The 16,827-nt window shown below is 70.9% G+C and carries 11 protein-coding genes; 2 read left to right on the top strand and 9 right to left on the bottom strand.

The genetic code is table 11. The annotated features are described in order from the left end of the window. Positions 1 to 16: 16 nt before the first annotated feature. Complete coding sequence (locus F4556_RS21215) at positions 17 to 436, top strand: DUF1801 domain-containing protein (RefSeq protein WP_184918535.1); 420 nt, start codon at positions 17 to 19, stop codon at positions 434 to 436. A gap of 10 nt (positions 437 to 446) precedes the next feature. On the opposite strand, the gene F4556_RS21210 is transcribed toward F4556_RS21215, so the two are convergent. Genes F4556_RS21210 through F4556_RS21200 form a run of 3 tightly spaced genes read right to left on the bottom strand, consistent with a single transcriptional unit; the run spans position 447 to position 3,442 of the window. Next, on the bottom strand, positions 447 to 1,448 hold the full coding sequence (locus F4556_RS21210) for an ADP-ribosylglycohydrolase family protein (RefSeq protein WP_184918533.1): 1,002 nt from the start codon (positions 1,446 to 1,448) through the stop codon (positions 447 to 449). Between the two features lie 10 nt (positions 1,449 to 1,458). Continuing rightward, complete coding sequence (locus F4556_RS21205) at positions 1,459 to 2,664, bottom strand: cytochrome P450 (protein WP_184918531.1); 1,206 nt, start codon at positions 2,662 to 2,664, stop codon at positions 1,459 to 1,461. Positions 2,665 to 2,707: 43 nt separating this feature from the next. Further along, positions 2,708 to 3,442, bottom strand: a complete 735-nt coding sequence (locus F4556_RS21200; RefSeq protein ID WP_184918529.1) for an SIR2 family NAD-dependent protein deacylase — start codon at positions 3,440 to 3,442, stop codon at positions 2,708 to 2,710. 60 nt (positions 3,443 to 3,502) lie between these two features. On the opposite strand from F4556_RS21200, the gene F4556_RS39510 reads away from it, so the two are divergent. Next, entirely contained in the window at positions 3,503 to 5,311 is a 1,809-nt protein-coding gene (locus F4556_RS39510) for a helicase-associated domain-containing protein (protein ID WP_184918527.1), read from the top strand. Here F4556_RS39510 and F4556_RS21190 read toward each other — a convergent pair. From F4556_RS21190 to rpoB, 6 genes are all read right to left on the bottom strand, one after another. After that, positions 5,298 to 5,882, bottom strand: coding sequence for a hypothetical protein (locus F4556_RS21190; protein WP_184918525.1), 585 nt, complete (start codon positions 5,880 to 5,882; stop codon positions 5,298 to 5,300). The genes F4556_RS39510 and F4556_RS21190 overlap by 14 nt on opposite strands. Before the next feature lie 140 nt (positions 5,883 to 6,022). After that, positions 6,023 to 6,697, bottom strand: a complete 675-nt coding sequence (locus F4556_RS21185; RefSeq protein WP_184918523.1) for a response regulator — start codon at positions 6,695 to 6,697, stop codon at positions 6,023 to 6,025. Positions 6,698 to 6,707: 10 nt separating this feature from the next. Then, positions 6,708 to 7,874: a sensor histidine kinase gene (locus tag F4556_RS21180; RefSeq protein WP_184918521.1), complete on the bottom strand. Its 1,167-nt coding sequence runs from the start codon at positions 7,872 to 7,874 to the stop codon at positions 6,708 to 6,710. A 55-nt stretch (positions 7,875 to 7,929) separates the two neighbouring features. Beyond that, a complete protein-coding gene (locus F4556_RS39505) occupies positions 7,930 to 8,598 on the bottom strand; it encodes a DUF4097 family beta strand repeat-containing protein (protein WP_184918519.1) in 669 nt (222 codons plus the stop codon). A 180-nt stretch (positions 8,599 to 8,778) separates the two neighbouring features. Beyond that, a complete protein-coding gene (locus F4556_RS21170) occupies positions 8,779 to 12,669 on the bottom strand; it encodes a DNA-directed RNA polymerase subunit beta' (RefSeq protein WP_184918517.1) in 3,891 nt (1,296 codons plus the stop codon). A 98-nt stretch (positions 12,670 to 12,767) separates the two neighbouring features. Continuing rightward, positions 12,768 to 16,241, bottom strand: coding sequence for a DNA-directed RNA polymerase subunit beta (rpoB, locus tag F4556_RS21165; RefSeq protein ID WP_184918515.1), 3,474 nt, complete (start codon positions 16,239 to 16,241; stop codon positions 12,768 to 12,770). Between the last annotated feature and the right edge of the window lie 586 nt (positions 16,242 to 16,827).

Raw genomic sequence — 16,827 nt, 5'->3', positions numbered from 1 at the left:
GCCTAGCCTGACCCCTATGGCCGAACCGAAGACCAAGCCGACCGCGACCGACCCCGCCGCGTTCCTGGCGGCCGTGCCGGACGAGCGGCGGGCCGATGCCGAGGCGCTCTATGCGCTGATGGCGGAGGTGACGGGGGTACCGGCGGTGATGTGGGGTGGCTCGATCGTCGGGTTCGGGAGGTACCACTACCGGTACGCGAGCGGTCGGGGTGGCGACTGGCCGCCGGTCGGGTTCTCGCCCCGTAAGCAGGCGCTGACGCTGTACGTCGCCGAGGGCTTCGAGCCGCACCGGGATCTGCTGGCGCGGCTCGGGCCGCACACCACCGGCAAGGGGTGTCTGTACGTCAAGCGGCTGGCCGCGCTCGACCAGGCGGTGCTGCGCGAGCTGGTCGAGCGGGGCTTCGCCGCGTACGACGGGAAGACGATCACTGCTTAGGGGCTGGCTCTCAGTCCCAGAGTGCGCCCAGCTCCAGCAGCTCGTCCCGGTACTCGATCCGCTCCACCCAGTCGGCCGGCCAGGCCGCCGCGCCGTGCCGGGCGCCCGCGAAGGCGCCGGCCAGGCAGGCGATCGAGTCCGAGTCGCCGGAGGAGAACGCGCCGCGCCGCACCGCCGTGACCGGGTCGTCCGGGAACAGCAGGAAGCAGAGCAGCGCGGTGCCGAACGCCTCCTCCGCCACCCAGCCCTCGCCGGTCACCGAACACGGGTCGCCCTCCGGCTCGGGGCGGGCCAAGGCGGCGTCCAGCCGGTCGAGTTCGAGCAGGCAGTCGTCCCAGCCCCGGTCGCTGAACGCCTTCGGGGAGGGGTCCTGCGCGTGTGCGGCCAGGTCGCCGAGCCAGAAGTCGTCGTAGCCCCGCACCTTGGCCGCCAGCGCGTACTCCCGCAGCCGGGCGGGCAGTTCGGCCGGCTCGACGCCGTCCGCCAGCAGCCGCACCGTGTACGCCGTGAGGTCGCTGGCCGCCAGCGCGGTCGGGTGGCCGTGGGTCAGCGCCGACTGGAGCTGCGCCGCCCCGGACCTGGCCCGGTCGGTCAGGCCGGGGAGCAGGCCGACCGGGGCGACCCGCATGTTGGCGCCGCAGCCCTTGGAGCCGACGTCGCTGGCCTGCTGCCAGCGGCGCTCGGGCTTGCTCAGCCGCAGGCACGCCTTCAGGCAGGTCATGCCCGGCGCCCGGTTGTTGTCCGGGTCGAAGTACCAGTGCACGAACTCCTCCCGGACCGGGCGGGTCAGCCGCAGCGGGGCCAGCGGGCCGCGCTCCTGGGCGGTCCGCAGGCCCCGGGCCAGCGCCAGCGTCATCTGGGTGTCGTCGGTCACCAACGCGGGCTTCGGCAGCGGGAGTTCACGCCACTGGGCACCCCACTGCAGCAGCTCGTCGTACTCCTGGAACTCGGTCGGCTTGCCCAACGCGTCGCCGATCGCCAGACCCAGCAGCGTGCCCGTCGCGCGCTTCATGACCGTCTCCTCAGACCTCGACCACCAGCTCCGTCAGCCCCCGGATCACGTACCCCGGCTGCCAGTTCGGCTCGCGGACCAGCCGCAGCCCGGGCGCCCGCCGCAGCAGCGCCCCGTACGACTCGATGAGCTCCAGTCTGGCGAGCGGGGCGCCCAGGCAGAAGTGAATTCCCGCGCCGAAGGTGATGTGCGGGTTGTCGACCCGGCCGACGTCCAGCCGGTCGGGGTCGGTGAAGCGCTCGGGGTCGCGGTTGGCCGAGCCGAACAGCAGGGCCACCTCGGCGCCGCGCGGGACGGTCACCCCGCCGACCTCGATGTCGTCCAGCACCCAGCGCTCGAACATCTGCAGCGGGGTGTCGTAGCGCATCAGCTCCTCGACGGCGGTGGGCAGCAACTCGTCCACCGAGCCGCGCAGCCGGGCGAGTTCGCCCTCGTTCCGGAACAGCGACCACCAGCCGTTGCCGGTGGTGTTCACGGTCGCCTCGTGGCCCGCGTTGAGCAGCAGCACGCAGGTGGAGACCATCTCCTGCTCGGTCAGCGCGTCGTCGCCGTCCGCCGCCCGGACCAGCCCGCTGATCAGGTCGGTGCCGGGCTCGGCCCGCCGCTGCCGGATCAACTCCCGCAGGTAGTCGGAGAACTCGACGCTGGCTGCCACCGCCCGCCGGGCCACCTCGGGCGCCGGGTTGAGCTCGAACATCGCGGTGATGTCGGCCGACCAGGGGCGCAGCAGCCCCCGGTCCGCCTCGGGCACCCCGAGCAGCTCGGCGATCACCGCGACCGGCAGTGGCTCGGCCACGGCGGTGATCAGGTCGCCGCCGCCGTCCCGGACCAGCCCGTCCACCAGCTCCCCGGCCAGCCGGGCCACCGTGGGCCGCAGCTCCTCGACCGTCCTGGGCGTGAACGCCTTCGACACCAGCCGCCTGATCCGCCCGTGGTCCGCCCCCTCCAGGTCGAGCAGCCCCTGCTCGTTGAGGGTGTTGAACGGCTCGTACGCCGGATCGGGCTCCGGCCGGCCGAACTCCTGGTGACTGAACCGGTGGGTGTACGTGCGGCCCAGCCGACGGTCCCTCAGCAGCGCGCTGACGTCGGCGTACCGCGCCACCAGCCACTGCCCGGTCGGCTCGTGGAAGCTGACCGGCGCCTCCTTCCGCAGCCGCTCGTAGGCTCCGTACGGATGCGCCACGAACTCCGGCGACCACGGGTCGTACTCGGTCATCGTCCACTCCCAGCTCGTCGGGAGCGCCATCGTACGCAGCCGGTCAACCGACCAGCAGCCGGGCCACCAGGGCGGGCAGGGCGGTGCCGATCGGCTCGCGGATCAGCTCGTCGGCGAGCGGGTCGTACGGGGTCGGCTCGCCGTTCATGACGGTCAGTCGGGCGCCGTGCTCGACCGCGACCTCGACCAGCCCGGCCGCCGGGTGCACCTGGAGGCTGGTGCCGACCGCGAGGAAGTGGTCGCAGTTGGCGGCGATGGCCTCGGCCTGCGAGATCACCGACCGGTCCAGCTGCTCGCCGAACATCACCGTCGCGGGCTTGAGGACGGCCCCGCAGTCCAGGCACGGCGGGTCGGGCTCACCCGCCTCGACCCGGGCCAGGGCGGCGCTCATCTCCGTCCGCCGGTGGCACCGCACACACTCCACCTGCCGGGCGGTGCCGTGCAGTTCGAGCACCTTGCGGGGTGACTGGCCGGCCGCCTGGTGCAGCCCGTCCACGTTCTGGGTGAGCACCCGGACCGGGAACCCGGCCCGCTCCAGCTCGACCAGCGCGCGGTGCGCCGCGTTCGGCTCGGCGGCCAGCGCCCCCGCGTCCCGGCGCATCAGCCAGGCCCGCCGCCGCACCTCCGGGTCGGCCAGGTACGGGCCGATGGTGACCAGCTCCTGCGCGCTCGGATCGCGCTGCCAGAGGCCCTTCGGGCCCCGGTAGTCGGGGATCCCCGAGTCGGTGGACACCCCGGCTCCGGTCAGGACGGCGATCAGCGGTCGCTTGGCGTTCATGCGCACCGACGCTACGGCCCGCGCCGCGGCCGGGCCAGTCAATTCCCGTACCGTGGGGCGGTGAGCAGCGCCGAGGACCTGACCCGTTGGCTGACCAGCCGGACCGCCGAGCAGCTGACCGTCCTGCTGGAGCGGCGGCAGCTGCCGTACGCGGGCGTGCCGGGGCTGGCCGAACCCGCCCGGCTGGCGGCCTTCCTGCTCGGCAACCCGTCCGTCCGGCTCGCGCTGACCACGCTGAACCTGGCCGAGCTGCAGGTGCTGTCCGCCGTGGCCGTGCTGGCGGAGCGCCGGTACGGGCCCGCCCCGGCGGCCGCCCTGAACGCCCCGGCCGGGTTCGCCGGGCGCCGGATCTCCGGCGCCGCCGGGCCCGCCCTCGACCCCTCGTCCCGCCCGGTCCCCCGGGCCGAGCTGCTGGAGCTGCTCGGCGACCGGGCCGCTCCCCTGCTGACCGGGCTGGCCGAACGCGCCCTGCTGCTGCCCCCGCACGGTGACCTGCTCACCGTCCCGGCCGCACTGCACCAGCAACCCCCGTACCGCTCCCTGGACTTCACGCCGGACCCGCCGCGACTGCCGGCCACCCCGCTGCCCGCCCACGCCGCCGGGGCCGCGCAGGCCGCCGTCACCGAGGCCGCCGCCCGGGTCGAGCTGCTGCTGCGGGCCACCGCCGCGCGGCCGCCCGCGCTCCGCCGGGCCGGCGGGCCCACCGTCCGGGAGGTCCGGCAGCTCGCCAAGGCGGCCGGGCTCACCGAGCCGCACGCGGCCCTCTGGCTGGACCTGGCCGCCAACGCCGGGCTGCTCGCTCCCTCCCCCGCGCCGCTCCGGCTGCTGCCCACCGCCCGGTACGACGACTGGCTGGCCACGCCGCCCGCCGAACGGCTCGCGCCGCTGCTGGCCGCCTGGGCGGTCACCCCGGCGGTGTTCAGTACCGCCGCGGCCGTGCTGTCCACCCCGAACGACCCGACCGCCGTACCGCTGCGCCAAGCCCTGCTGCACGCGCTCGCCGACCTCCCGCCCGGCCACGGCCTGCCACCGACGGCGGACCTGCTCGCCACGGCGGCCTGGCACCGTCCACTCGGCGCCGCGGCGGATCCGGCCGCCGCCACCGCCACCCTGGCCGAGGCCGAACTGCTCGGGGTGCTCGCGCACGGCGTGCCCACCCCCGTGGGACGCGCCGTACGCGAGCTGCTCGACGCCGGGGCCGCGCACTGCTTCCCGGCCGTGCCGCCCAGTCGCCAACTCCGGGACGCACTGGCCGAGTTGATGCCGCCGCCGGTCGGCACCGCCCGATTCCAGGCCGACCTGACCGCCGTGGTCACCGGACCACCCACCCCGGAGCTGGCCCGGCTGCTGGACTGCACCGCCGACCGGGAGTCCGACGGCCACGCCACCGTCTGGCGCTTCACCCCCGCCGCCGTCCGCCGCGCCCTCGACACCGGCCTGGACGCCACCGAGCTGCTGCGGCGGCTGCGCGCGGCGGGCGAACTGCCGCAGCCCCTGGCGTACCTGGTCGAGGACACCGCCCGCACCCACGGCCGGGTCACCGTGGCCCGGGTCGGCTGCGTGCTGCGCTCGGACGACGAGGCCCTGGTGCTCGAACTCGCCCACGCCCGGGCGCTGTTCGGCCTCGGACTGCGCCGGATCGCCCCCACTGTGCTGACCGCCACGGCCGACGCCGACACCACCCTGGCCACGCTCCGGCAGGCGGGCTACGCCCCCGTACCCGAGACGCCCGGCGGGACGGTCACCGTCGAACGGGCTCCCGCCCCGGTGGACCGGCCCCCGGCCGAGAGCGCCGACAGTGCCGCCGCGCTCGCGGCGGCACTGCTCAACGCGGCGTTGGTCGACGCGGCGCCGCTCAGCGCGGGCTGACGATCCGTCGAGGCGTCACCGCCCGGGCCGGAGCGGCCGCCGGGACGGTCAGCGGACGGAGCGCCAGGGCGAAGAGCAGCGCGCCCGGCGTCATCAGGTCCAGGTTCGTCGCCATCAGCACGGTGGCGGCCAGCACCAGCAGCGGGCTCCACAGCGGGATCTGCCGGAACGCCGCGCACAGCAGCACCAGCAGGCCGAGGTAGAACAGGGTCGGCAGCGCCGTGTAGAAGACCGGCAGCACCCCGGGCACGTCCTGGATGTCCCCGAACAGCCGCTGCTGGTCGGCCTTGTCCACCGCGACCACGCCCACCCAGAGGTCGATCAGCGTCTGCCCCACCGAGGCCGCGAGCCCGGTGCCCGCCACCACCAGCGCGACCGTGCCCAGCAGCCGCGAGGCCGCCCGGCGGCGCAGCTCCAGCAGCACCGGGACGAACAGCAGCAGCCCGGCCAGCAGGGCGGCGTGCCCGAGCAGCCAGCCCTCGGCGGGCTCCTTGCTGCCGGGCAGCAGCCGGATCGCGCCGTAGAGGCCGATCAGCAGCGGGGCGGCCAGGGCGGGCTGGTACTTCTTCATCTCAAGTCCCTTTCGGAGCAGCTCGGTTCGACACCCGAATCCTGCTCCGGCCGCCCTCCGTCCGGATCGCCCGTACCGGCGAAAAGGTCCCCTCCCCCGTGCGGGGGAAGGGACCTGTCAGGGCTGAACCCCTACGGGACTCAGTCCTCGCCGGCCACCACCGCGCCGGACTCGTACGCGAACACCACCGCGTGCACCCGGTCCCGGAGCCGGAGCTTGGCCAGCACGTTGGAGACGTGCGTCTTCACGGTGTGCTCGCTGACCACCAGTTCGGCCGCGATCTCCGCGTTGGAGTGCCCCCTGGCCAGCAGCCGCAGGGTCTCCGCCTCCCGGCCGGTGAGCTGCTCCAGCAGCCGGGACGGCGCCCGCACCGCCTGCGGGCCGGTGCTCTTGCGGGCGGCGAACTCGGCGATCAACCGACGGGTCACCGAGGGCGCCAGCAGCGCCTCCCCGGAGGCCACCATCCGTACCCCGTGGGCGAGATCGTCCCGGCGGACGTCCTTGAGCAGGAAGCCGCTCGCGCCCGCGTACAGCGCGTCGTAGACATAGTCGTCCACGTCGAAGGTGGTCAGCATGATCACCTTGGTGTCCGGGTGGTCCGCGCAGACCCGGCGGGCCGCCTCCAGGCCGTCCATCACGGGCATCCGGACGTCCAGCAGCAGGACGTCCGGGGCGTGTTCCCGGACGGCCTCGACCGCCTCGGCGCCGTTCGCCGCCTCGGCCACCACCTCGATGTCCGGCTGCGCGTCCAGGATCATCCCGAACCCGGCCCTGACCAGCTCCTGGTCGTCCGCGACCACCACCCGAATCGTCATGCGCTCCCTCTCAACTTCCCCATGGCAGCGTGGCCGTGACCACGAAACCGCGGCCACCGGGACCCGGCCCGGCCTCCGCCCGGCCACCGCAGGCGGCGGCCCGCTCCCGGATGCCGACCAGACCGCGGCCACCGGACCAGGCCCCCGTCACCGCGACCGGCACACCCGCGCCGTTGTCCTCGACCACGACCTCCAACGCCTCCCGCACCTTCGCCACCCGCACCACGACCCGGTCGGCGCCGGAGTGCTTCACCGTGTTGGTGAGCGCCTCCTGCACGATCCGGTACGCGGCCGCCTGGACGTCGGCCGGGCCCAGCTCCTGCACCGTCAGCTCCACCCGCAGCCCGGCCTCGCGCACCCGCTCCACCACCGCCGGCAGCTCGGCCAGGGTCGGCTGCGGGGCCAGCTCGGGGCCCGCCCCCTGCTCCTTCAACACACCCAGCACCCGCCGGAGTTGGACCATCGCGTCGCGTCCGGAGTCGGCGATGGTGTCGAAGGTGCGGATCGCCCGGTCCGGATCGCTGCGGACCACCACCGGGCCGGCCTCGGCCTGGATCACCATCAACGAGACCGCGTGCGCCAGGATGTCGTGCATCTCCCGGGCGATCCGGGCCCGCTCCTCCGCCACCGCGCGCGCCGCGTCGGCCGCCGCCCGGCGGCCCGCCTCGGTCGCCCGGCCCGCCTCCACCCGGGCCAGCCGGCGCAACTCCCGTACCAGCGAGCCGAAGACGAACGGGCCGACCGAGCTGAGCAGACTGAACAGCATCCCGTTCACCGAGTGGGTGCCGAGCACGTTGCCGACGATCAGCGCGACCAGGGTCAGCCAGCGCTGCCACTCCCGGCCGAAGTCCGCCACCGTGTAGATCACCACCACCATGCCCAGCGGCAGTTGCGGCATCGCCGAGTGGGCCCACAGCCCGATCGCCAGCGAGGGCAGCGCACTGAGGCAGAACACCGTGAACGGCACCTTCCGCCGCCACGGCAGCGGCAGCGCCGTGGCGACCGCGAGCACGTACACCCACCAGGACCACGCCGGTTCGTCGTGCCAGACCGTCCAGAGCGAGACCGCCATCGCGGCCAGCGCCAGCAGCACGTCCAGCACGTACGGGTTCACCCCGGCGAACCGCGCCTGCACCCGCTCCCCCAGGCCGGCCGCCCGGGCCTGCCACCGCGACATCCGCTCCACGTCCGTCCCACCCCCGTGAAGTCGATCATGCCGCACCGGGCCCCGATCAGCCACCACTGACCGTGACGTCACCGGTCGCCGCCCGGGCCACGATCCTCCGCTCCGACACGGTCCGCACCGGCACCTGGACGTCCACGCTGCCGGTGCCGGTGGCCGCCTCCACCGCGTACTCCTCGCCCTTCGGCACCGTCACCCGCACGCTGCCCGTCCCCGCCTTCACCCGGACGTCGGCCGGGGCCACCGCGAAGCCCGCCTTCACGTCCCCCGTCCCCGCGGTCAGCTGCACCTTCTGCCCGCCCAGCCGCTCCGCCGTGATCGTGCCGGTCCCGGCCGACGCCTCCACCTCGGCGGTCAGACCCGTCAGCCGTACGCTCCCGGTCCCCGCCTTCACCTTCACCACCGTCCCGGCCGGCACCCGCACCCGGTAGCCCACCGCACAGTCGTCCTCCGGGCACCGGTACGACAGCGTCAGCGTCCCGTCCGCCACCTGGTGCTTCGCCTCCGGCGCCGTCCCCCGGTACGACTGATGCTCCGTCACCCGCACCTCCGAGCCTTCCCCGACCACCTCGACGTCCCCGGTCCCGCCGTCCACCACCAGCACCCGCACCGCCTCGGTCACCCCGTACGCGACCTCCCGCTCCTCCTGCGCCGCACACCCGGTGACCCCCGCCACCACGGCCACCGCCACCCCGAACCCCGCCAGTACCCGCTTCACGACAAGCTCCCCTCGCTGCACACCTGCTGACCCCGAGAATCCTGCCGCCCCACCCCCCGCCCACGGATCCCTCCCCGGAGCGGTCCTGGCCCCTCCCCCGCCCGAGGGAGCCCGGGGAGGAAACGCCGCAGGGCGGCCACCCCGTGTGGGGTGACCGCCCTGCGATCAGGTGACCGTGACTCAGCCGGTGTACGGGCCGTAGTCGTAGTCGTCCAGCGGCACTGCCTGGCCGGAGCCGGCGCTGAAGGGCGACAGGTCGTAGTCGTCGTAGCCGACGGCCGAGTACATCGCGGCCTTGGCCTCCTCGGTCGGCTCGACCCGGATGTTGCGGTAGCGGGGGAGACCCGTACCGGCCGGGATGAGCTTACCGAGGATGACGTTCTCCTTGAGGCCAAGGAGCGGGTCCGACTTGGCGTGGATCGCCGCGTCGGTCAGCACTCGGGTCGTCTCCTGGAAGGAGGCGGCCGACAGCCAGGACTCGGTCGCCAGCGAGGCCTTGGTGATACCCATCAGCTGCGGACGGCCGGAGGCGGGGTGACCGCCCTCGGAGACCACGCGACGGTTCTCGGTCTCGAAGCGGCCGCGCTCGACGAGCTCGCCCGGGAGCAGCTCGGCGTCGCCCGACTCGATGATCGTCACGCGGCGGAGCATCTGCCGGATGATGATCTCGATGTGCTTGTCGTGGATCGACACACCCTGCGAGTTGTAGACCTTCTGGACCTCGGCCACCAGGTGGATCTGGACGGCGCGCTGACCCATGATCCGCAGGACGTCGTGCGGGTTCATCGTGCCGGCGGTCAGCTTCTGGCCGACCGCGACCGCCTCGCCCTCGGAGACCAGCAGCTTGATGCGCTTGGAGATCGGGTAGGCGATCTCGTCGCTGCCGTCGTCGGGGGTGACGACGAGCTTGCGGGTCTTCTCGGTGTCCTCGATCCGGACCCGGCCCTGGGCCTCCGAGACCGGGGCCACACCCTTGGGGGTACGGGCCTCGAAGAGCTCGACGACACGAGGCAGACCCTGCGTGATGTCGTCACCGGCCACACCACCGGTGTGGAAGGTACGCATCGTCAGCTGGGTACCGGGCTCACCGATGGACTGGGCGGCGATGATGCCGACCGCCTCACCGATGTCGACCAGCTTGCCGGTGGCCAGCGAACGGCCGTAGCAGAAGGCACAGGTGCCGACTGCCGACTCACAGGTCAGGATCGAGCGGGTCTTGACCTCGCTGATGCCGTGGCGGATCAGCTCGTCGATCAGGACGTCACCGAGGTCGGTGTTGGCGGTGGCAAGAAGCTTGCCGTCCACCGTGATGTCCTCGGCCAGCATGCGGGCGTAGACGCTGGTCTCGACGTCGTCCGTCTTGCGCAGGACGCCGTTCTCGACCACGCCGATCGCCAGCTTGAGGCCACGCTCGGTGCCGCAGTCCTCCTCGCGGATGATGACGTCCTGGGAGACGTCGACCAGACGACGAGTCAGGTAACCGGAGTCGGCGGTACGCAGCGCGGTGTCGGCCAGACCCTTACGGGCACCGTGGGTGGAGATGAAGTACTCAAGAACGGTGAGGCCCTCACGGAACGACGCCTTAATCGGCCGCGGGATGGTCTCGTTCTTTGCGTTCGACACCAGACCACGCATACCGGCGATCTGACGCATCTGCATCATGTTTCCTCGAGCGCCCGAGTCCACCATCATGAAGATGGGGTTCGTCTTCTCGAAGTTGGCGTTCATCGCCTCGGCGACCTCGTTGGTCGCCCGGGTCCAGATGCCGATGAGCTCGCTCTTGCGCTCCTCGTTGGTGATCAGGCCGCGCTCGTACTGACGCTGCACCTTCTCGGCCTGGGCCTCGTAGCCCTCGAGGATCTGCGGCTTGTTCGGCGGCACCACGACGTCGGAGATCGACACCGTGACACCCGAGCGGGTGGCCCAGTGGAAACCGGCCGCCTTCAGGTTGTCCAGGGTCGCCGCCACGACGACCTTGGGGTACCGCTCGGCCAGGTCGTTGACGATCGCGGAGAGCTGCTTCTTGCCCACCTCGTAGTCGACGAACGGGTAGTCCTCGGGCAGCAGCTCGTTGAAGAGCGCGCGGCCCAGGGTGGTCTTCAGGCGGAAGGACTCGCCCTCGAACCAGGTCGACTGACCGTCCTCGTCGACCGGCGGGGTCCAGCCACGGGGCGGGACGGTGCCGATCGGCAGGCGGATGTCGATCACGGCCTGGACGTCGATCTGCTTGGCGTCGAAGGCCATCACGGCCTCGGCGGCGGAGGTGAAGGAACGGCCACCGCCCTTCACCTTCTCCCGGTCCGAGGTCAGGAAGAACAGACCGAGCACCATGTCCTGGGTCGGCATGGTGACGGGGCGACCGTCGGCCGGCTTCAGGATGTTGTTCGAGGACAGCATCAGGATGCGGGCCTCGGCCTGCGCCTCCGCGGAGAGCGGCAGGTGGACGGCCATCTGGTCACCGTCGAAGTCCGCGTTGAACGCGGTACAGACGAGCGGGTGGATCTGGATGGCCTTGCCCTCGACCAGCTGGGGCTCGAAGGCCTGGATGCCGAGGCGGTGCAGGGTGGGTGCACGGTTCAGCAGCACCGGGTGCTCGGCGATGACCTCTTCGAGGACGTCCCAGACCACCGGGCGGGCGCGCTCGACCATGCGCTTCGCCGACTTGATGTTCTGCGCGTGGTTGAGGTCCACCAGGCGCTTCATCACGAACGGCTTGAAGAGCTCCAGCGCCATGGCCTTCGGCAGACCACACTGGTGCAGCTTCAGCTGCGGGCCGACGACGATGACCGAACGGGCCGAGTAGTCGACTCGCTTGCCGAGCAGGTTCTGGCGGAAACGACCCTGCTTGCCCTTCAGCATGTCGCTGAGGGACTTCAGCGGACGGTTGCCGGGGCCCGTGACCGGGCGACCACGACGGCCGTTGTCGAAGAGGGCGTCGACCGCCTCCTGGAGCATCCGCTTCTCGTTGTTCACGATGATCTCGGGGGCACCGAGGTCGAGCAGACGCTTCAGACGGTTGTTGCGGTTGATCACGCGGCGGTACAGGTCGTTCAGGTCGGAGGTCGCGAAGCGGCCACCGTCCAGCTGCACCATCGGGCGAAGGTCCGGCGGGATGACCGGGACGCAGTCCAGCACCATGCCGTTGGGCTTGTTGGTGGTCTGCAGGAAGGCGGAGACGACCTTGAGGCGCTTGAGCGCCCGGGTCTTCTTCTGGCCCTTGCCGGTCCGGATGATCTCGCGCAGGCGCTCGGACTCCTCGGCGAGGTCGAACGTCTCCAGGCGGTCCTTGAGCGCCGCGGCGCCCATCGAGCCGGAGAAGTACGTGCCGAAGCGGTCGCGCAGCTCGCGGTAGAGCAGCTCGTCGCCCTCGAGGTCCTGGACCTTGAGGTTCTTGAAGCGGGCCCAGACCTCGTCCAGACGGTCCAGCTCGCGCTGCGCACGGTCGCGCAGCTGCTTCATCTCACGCTCGGCACCCTCGCGCACCTTGCGGCGCACGTCGGCCTTGGCGCCCTCGGCCTCGAGCTCGGCCAGGTCGGTCTCGGCCTTCTTGGCACGGGCCTCGAGGTCGGAGTCGCGGCGGTTCTCGATCTGCTGACGCTCGACCGAGACGTGCGCCTCCAGGGACGGGAGGTCGCGCTGGCGACGCTCGTCGTCCACCCAGGTGATCATGTAGGCGGCGAAGTAGATGACCTTCTCGAGGTCCTTCGGCGCCAGGTCGAGCAGGTAGCCGAGGCGGCTGGGGACACCCTTGAAGTACCAGATGTGGGTGACCGGCGCGGCCAGCTCGATGTGGCCCATCCGCTCACGACGCACCTTGGCGCGAGTGACCTCGACGCCACAGCGCTCACAGATGATGCCCTTGAAGCGGACGCGCTTGTACTTGCCGCAGTAGCACTCCCAGTCCCGGGTGGGGCCGAAGATCTTCTCGCAGAAGAGCCCGTCCTTTTCCGGCTTCAGGGTGCGGTAGTTGATGGTCTCCGGCTTCTTGACCTCGCCGTGGGACCACTGGCGGATGTCGTCGGCGGTCGCGAGGCCGATGCGGAGCTCGTCGAAGAAGTTGACGTCAAGCACTGGTCGTCAAGCCCTCTTTCGTAAGTCGAAAGGTGTTCATCTGGTCTGAGGGGGCCTGGGGGCGGGCCGGCCACACGGGGTGGCCGGCCCAACCTCCGTCAGACCTCTTCGACGCTGCTCGGCTCGCGCCGGGACAGGTCAATGCCGAGCTCCTCGGCGGCACGGAAGACATCCTCGTCGGAGTCCCGCATCTCGATGGACTGGCCGTCCGAGGACAGCACCTCCACGTTGAGGCAGAGCGACTGCATTTCCTTGATGAGTACCTTGAAGGACTCGGGAATGCCCGGCTCGGGGATGTTCTCGCCCTTGACGATCGCCTCGTAGACCTTCACGCGGCCCAGGACGTCGTCGGACTTGATGGTGAGGAGTTCCTGCAGTGCGTAGGCCGCGCCGTACGCCTCGAGGGCCCACACCTCCATCTCACCGAATCGCTGACCACCGAACTGCGCCTTACCACCGAGCGGCTGCTGGGTGATCATCGAGTACGGACCGGTCGAACGGGCGTGCAGCTTGTCGTCGACCAGGTGGTGCAGCTTGAGGATGTACATGTAGCCGACCGAGACCGGCATCGGGAACGGCTCGCCGGAGCGGCCGTCGTACAGCCGGGCCTTACCGGTGGAGTTCACCAGGCGCTCACCGTCACGGGTGAGGGTGGTGTGGTCCAGCAGGCCGGTGATCTCGTCCTCGCGGGCGCCGTCGAAGACCGGGGTGGCGAGGTTGGTGCCGCCCTCGACCTTGTCGGCGCCGATCGCCTGCAGGCGCTGGGCCCACTCCTCGGCGAGACCGGAGACGTCCCAGCCCTGCTTGGCGAGCCACCCGAGGTGGATCTCCAGGACCTGGCCCGGGTTCATTCGGGACGGGACACCCAGCGGGTTGAGGATGATGTCGACCGGGGTGCCGTCCTCGAGGAACGGCATGTCCTCGACGGGGAGGATCTTGGAGATGACACCCTTGTTGCCGTGACGGCCGGCCAGCTTGTCACCGTTGGTGATCTTGCGCTTCTGCGCCACGTAGACGCGGACCAGCTGGTTCACGCCCGGGGGCAGCTCGTCGCCCTCTTCGCGGTCGAAGACGCGGACGCCGATGACCTTGCCGGACTCACCGTGCGGCACCTTCAGCGAGGTGTCGCGGACCTCACGGGCCTTCTCGCCGAAGATCGCGCGGAGCAGGCGCTCCTCCGGGGTCAGCTCGGTCTCACCCTTGGGCGTGACCTTGCCGACCAGGATGTCGCCGGTGACGACGTCCGCACCGATCCGGATGATGCCGCGCTCGTCGAGGTCGGCGAGGACCTCCTCGGAGACGTTCGGGATGTCCCGGGTGATCTCCTCGGGGCCCAGCTTGGTGTCACGGGCGTCGACCTCGTGCTCCTCGATGTGGATCGAGGAGAGGACGTCGTCCTGCACGAGGCGCTGCGACAGGATGATCGCGTCCTCGTAGTTGTGACCCTCCCAGGACATGAACGCCACGAGCAGGTTCTTGCCGAGCGCCATCTCACCCTGGTCGGTGCACGGGCCGTCGGCCAGCACCTGGTTGAGCTCGACCCGGGCGCCCTCGTCCACGAGCACCTTCTGGTTGAAGGCGGTGCCCTGGTTGGAGCGGGTGAACTTGGCGGCGCGGTACGTGGTGTACGTGCCGTCGTCGTTGGCCACGGTGACGTAGTCGGCCGAGACCTCCTGGACGACACCCGCCTTCTCGGCCACGATCACGTCGGCGGCGTCGACCGCGCAGCGGTACTCCATGCCGGTACCGACCACGGGCGCCTCGCTGCGGAGCAGCGGAACGGCCTGGCGCATCATGTTCGAGCCCATGAGCGCGCGGTTGGCGTCGTCGTGCTCGAGGAACGGGATCATGGCGGTCGCGACCGACACCATCTGGCGCGGCGAGACGTCCATGTAGTCGATCTCGGTGCCCGGGATGTAGTCGATCTCGCCACCACGGCGGCGGACCAGGACACGCGGCTCGGCGAAGGTCAGCTCGTCGGTCAGCGGGGCGTTGGCCTGCGCGATGACGTAGCGGTCCTCCTCGTCAGCCGTGAGGTAGTCGACCGCCTCGGTCACGACACCGTCGATGACCTTCCGGTACGGGGTCTCGATGAAGCCGAAGGCGTTCACCCGGCCGTAGGACGCGAGCGAGCCGATCAGACCGATGTTCGGGCCTTCGGGGGTCTCGATCGGACACATGCGGCCGTAGTGCGAGGGGTGCACGTCACGGACCTCGAAGCCGGCCCGCTCACGGGACAGACCACCGGGGCCGAGCGCGGACAGACGACGCTTGTGGGTCAGACCCGAGAGCGGGTTCGTCTGGTCCATGAACTGCGACAGCTGGCTGGTGCCGAAGAACTCCTTGATGGAGGCGACGACCGGCCGGATGTTGATCAGGGTCTGCGGCGTGATCGCCTCGACGTCCTGGGTGGTCATGCGCTCACGCACGACGCGCTCCATACGGGCGAGACCCGTACGGACCTGGTTCTGGATCAGCTCGCCGACGTTGCGCAGACGACGGTTGCCGAAGTGGTCGATGTCATCGACCTCCACGACGATGTCGCGGCCCTCGTCGTCACGCCAGTCGGTCTCACCGGCGTGCAGCTTCACCAGGTACTTGATCGCACCGATGATGTCGGGCTCGGTGAGCACGCCGGAGTCCAGCGACTCGGCGTTGCCCAGCTTGCGGTTGACCTTGTAACGGCCGACCTTGGCGAGGTCGTAGCGCTTCGGGTTGAAGTAGAGGTTCTCCAGAAGCGTCTGCGCGGCCTCGCGGGTCGGCGGCTCGCCCGGGCGCAGCTTGCGGTAGATGTCGAGCAGCGCGTCGTCCTGGCCCTGGGTGTGGTCCTTCTCCAGGGTGGCGCGCATCGACTCGTACTCGCCGAACTCCTCGAGAATCATCTCGTTGGTCCAGCCGAGGGCCTTCAGCAGCACGGTGACCGACTGCTTGCGCTTGCGGTCGATGCGGACACCGACCATGTCGCGCTTGTCGATCTCCATCTCCAGCCAGGCACCACGCGAGGGGATGACCTTGCAGGAGTAGATGTCCTTGTCGGACACCTTGTCCAGGGTGGAGTCGAAGTACACGCCCGGCGAACGAACCAGCTGCGAGACCACGACACGCTCGGTGCCGTTGATCACGAAGGTGCCCTTGTGGGTCATGAGCGGGAAGTCGCCCATGAAGACCGTCTGAGACTTGATCTCACCGGTCTCGTTGTTGGTGAACTCGGCCGTGACGAAGAGCGGGGCCGCGAAGGTGAAGTCGCGGTCCTTGCACTCGTCGATCGAGTTCTTCGGCGGCTCGAATCGGTGATCGCGGAAGGTCAGCGACATCGACCCACTGAAGTCCTCGATCGGGGAGATCTCTTCGAAGATCTCCTCCAGACCGGACTTGGTGGGGACGTCCTGACCGCTCTCCAGGGCCGCCTCGACGCGAGACTTCCAGGCCGCATTGCCGAGGAGCCAGTCAAAGCTCTCGGTCTGCAGGGCCAGGAGGTTCGGGACCTCGAGGGGCTCCTTGATCTTCGCGAAGGAAACGCGGAGCGGGGCGGTGGAATTGGCGTTGTTCGAGGCGTTGCGCGGCGCGGCCAAGAGGGGGGTCCTTCCGAGGGCTCGGAGCTCACTGCGCGCATACCGGCCGGCCTCGACGGGCTGACCCCACCCCCGGCGCCGTGGGTCTCAGCCGGGGTTCGAACCCCAGGTCAGAGCCGCTTTGCGGAGGCGGTGCCAGGCCCACTCAGGGCAACGCACACTCCGGGCGACGAGTCACGGAGCAGCTAACAGGCAGCGCAAAGGGACAGTGTAGCCAAAAGGCACACTGCTGACAAGCTCTGATTCGGAGACCGAATCGGAGACTCCCCTCATACCGCTCCGCCGCGGCTCGGACGCTCCGAGCCACCGCACCTCACGAAGAGTCAGTTCCCGTCGGGGCCGCCGAATATGCATCCGGAACCACATCGACCGGTTGGACTCGCCTCCCATGGGGCGCGCCTTGAGAATCGCGCGCCCGCTGGAGTTCGTCAAGGCCCTCACCGGAGTGCGGACCTCGAACCGTTCATCGTCCGGGCAGGCCACCGCGTTACAGAACCCGTGGTGGGAGCCTCCCCCGTGACTGCGCTCACCTTACCGGGAGCGGCCGACAGTGGCCGAGTACACAGTCGGCCAGGCCGGTGACGCC

Origin of the sequence: Kitasatospora gansuensis (assembly GCF_014203705.1) — a bacterium.
GTDB lineage: Bacteria > Actinomycetota > Actinomycetes > Streptomycetales > Streptomycetaceae > Kitasatospora > Kitasatospora gansuensis.
The sequence above is the reverse complement of the archived record's forward strand: the minus strand, read 5'-3'. Positions and strand labels throughout refer to the sequence as shown.